This is a genomic window from Accumulibacter sp. (assembly GCF_031732815.1).
In the GTDB taxonomy this organism is placed as follows: domain Bacteria; phylum Pseudomonadota; class Gammaproteobacteria; order Burkholderiales; family Rhodocyclaceae; genus Accumulibacter.
Genome location: NZ_JAVMKF010000002.1, coordinates 8,291 through 10,728, shown reverse-complemented (window position 1 = coordinate 10,728; position 2,438 = coordinate 8,291). Strand labels below are relative to the sequence as shown.

General features: G+C 58.2%; 4 protein-coding genes. 1 reads left to right on the top strand and 3 read right to left on the bottom strand.

Annotated features, from left to right (window positions below; genetic code table 11):
* From RKP46_RS00100 to RKP46_RS00090, 3 genes are all read right to left on the bottom strand, one after another.
* A partial coding sequence (locus tag RKP46_RS00100) for a sodium:solute symporter family transporter (RefSeq protein WP_409194081.1) occupies positions 1-570 on the bottom strand: 570 nt, incomplete at its 3' end.
* 12 nt (positions 571-582) lie between these two features.
* The gene (locus RKP46_RS00095) at positions 583-843 is read right to left on the bottom strand and encodes a DUF4212 domain-containing protein (RefSeq protein ID WP_311104737.1); all 261 of its coding nucleotides are present in this window, start codon (positions 841-843) and stop codon (positions 583-585) included.
* Between the two features lie 294 nt (positions 844-1,137).
* The gene (locus RKP46_RS00090; protein WP_311104736.1) at positions 1,138-1,728 is read right to left on the bottom strand and encodes an OmpA family protein; all 591 of its coding nucleotides are present in this window, start codon (positions 1,726-1,728) and stop codon (positions 1,138-1,140) included.
* Positions 1,729-1,853: 125 nt separating this feature from the next.
* On the opposite strand from RKP46_RS00090, the gene RKP46_RS00085 reads away from it, so the two are divergent.
* A partial coding sequence (locus tag RKP46_RS00085) for a gamma-glutamyl-gamma-aminobutyrate hydrolase family protein (RefSeq protein ID WP_311104735.1) occupies positions 1,854-2,438 on the top strand: 585 nt, incomplete at its 3' end.

Genomic DNA, 2,438 nt, shown 5'->3' with positions numbered 1-2,438 from the left:
GATGTAGGCGCAGATCAGCACGATGTACTGGGCAACCTGGGTGTAGGTGATGCCCTTCATGCCGCCGAACACCGCGTACAGGAACACGATCGCCTGACCGATGTAGATGCCGGTATCGGACGACACGTTCAGGAAGCGCGAGAACGCGACGCCGACGCCCGTCATCTGACCGATGATGTAGGTCAGCGATGCGGTCAGCAGGCAGACCACGGCCACGGTGGAAGCCGACTTCGAGTAGAAGCGGTCACCGATGAACTGCGGCACCGTGAACTTGCCGAACTTGCGCAGGTACGGGGCCAGCAGCATGGCGAGCAGCACATAGCCACCGGTCCAGCCCATCAGGAAGAGACCACCGCCATAGCCCATGTTGGAGATGAGGCCGGCCATCGAGATGAACGAGGCTGCCGACATCCAGTCGGCGGCCGTTGCCATGCCGTTCATGATCGGGTGCACCTGGCCACCGGCTGCGTAGAACTCACTGGTGGAACCGGCACGCGCCCAGATGGCGATGCCGATGTACAGCGCGAACGACGCGCCGACCACCAGATAGGTTGTAGTTTGCAGATCCATTCAGTCGGCTCCTTAGTCTTCGTGAACGTCGAATTTGCGGTCGAGGTCGCCCATCGCCTTCGCGTAGAAGAAGATCAACGCGATGAAGATGTAGATCGAACCCTGTTGCGCAAACCAGAAACCGAGCGGATATCCGCCAAGCTTGATGCTGTTCAGTGCGTCCGCGAACAGGATGCCCGCGCCGAATGAACAGATGAACCATACCGCCAGGATACCGCCCAGCAATTTGAGGGTTGCTGACCAGTAGGCTGCGCCTTGGCCGCTTAATGACATGATGACTCCTCCTTTTGTGTTGAAAACTCAAGCTGCGGTCCACTACGGACCAAGCCCGCTACGGAGTCTTGGTTCTGAAACTTACGATCAACTGACGAGTTTCTCGGCGCTTACTTTTCGTTAACGTTGCGCAAACCACGAAGTGACTTTCGTGATCCGAGCCCTGTTTGTTAACATGATCCTTACTGACAAATTGATAACCTGCGCTTGCTTCTGTGAGAGCCCTCTCGTTGAGAGGACAGTAGCAACATCGAGTGTTTGGGTTGTGGAGCCTCCTCTCCGCAACCCATTTTTTTATTCCTCTCGCCCGACCCGACGCACAGTATTTGGCTTGGGATAGGACAGATCCACCCGGCGCCACTTGCGTCGACAGGTTTCGTTCTGACATGAGACGCCCGGCTTTTCATTGCCCAAGCTGAACCTTCTGATCTGGTTCCGTTGGACATCCATGCTGCGCAGAACCTTGGCTACCGCCGCAACACGCTGCTCCGCAATCGCGAGATTGTAGGAACGGCTGCCAAGATGATCGGAATGCCCGATCAGCGTCACGACCAGCCGGGGATTGGCTCGCAGCCTGGCCGCGTGGAGTTCCAGCACCTTGATTGCCTCTGGCTCGATTTCGGCAGAACCTCGCGCGAAGAACACACTCCTTCCTTCGGCAATCGCCGGAGGATCCTTCTCGCTGTCGACGGACGGCAATGGGGGTGCCGGCTCAACAGTAGCGGCAGCACTGCGAGCCGCCCCTTCCTTCTGGGCCGAATCCGGCGTCTGAGGCTGCGGAGTGGCACACCCCAGCAGGAATACGGCAAGCAGGGAACATCCGCCGAACTGTCGAACGGCGCGCCACGAGTCATGGCCATTAGCCGAAGATCTGTTTGTTTGCATTACAAACTGCTTTTTTGTCAAAGCCGTGGAGATTACCCAGTCGTTAGGCTATCAGCAATCGATTCCGATCAATTTTTACATTGACGGTCAATGTTATTATTGGCTTTTGGCTTCGGCAGAATTCCATGAGCAGACGCCCGCTCCGCATCGGTCTTTCGGCACGCATCTATCACCCCCCCGAGGGCGCAACAGGCCTGCAGTCCAAGTCTCTGCAATACCTTGAACAGTCGGTCGCCCATTGGGTCATGTCGCGGCAGACGATGGTCCTGATGATTCCGGCGGTGTGCAGCGATGGCGTCGTCAACCGGAGCAGCTTCCGGCTGTCGGATTACGCCGACCTACTCGACGGGCTGATTCTCCAGGGTGGCGCGGACGTCAGCCCTCAGTGCTATGGAGAAAGTCCGCTGCAAGCGGACTGGGCGGGCGACCGCCACCGGGATGCCTATGAGATGGAACTGCTGCATGAATTCATGGAACGCGGCAGGCCGGTACTGGGCATCTGCCGGGGCGCACAGCTGATCAATGTCGCACTGGGCGGCACCCTCTGGCAGGACATCTCGACCCAGATTCCTGGCGCTTCGATTCACCTGCACGACGACTACGATCGCCACATCCATGACGTTGAATGGGACGAAAACTCCTCAATGGCACGGCTCTATCCCGAACAGCGCCGCGGCGGGACGGTGTCCATTCACCACCAGGCCATCAAG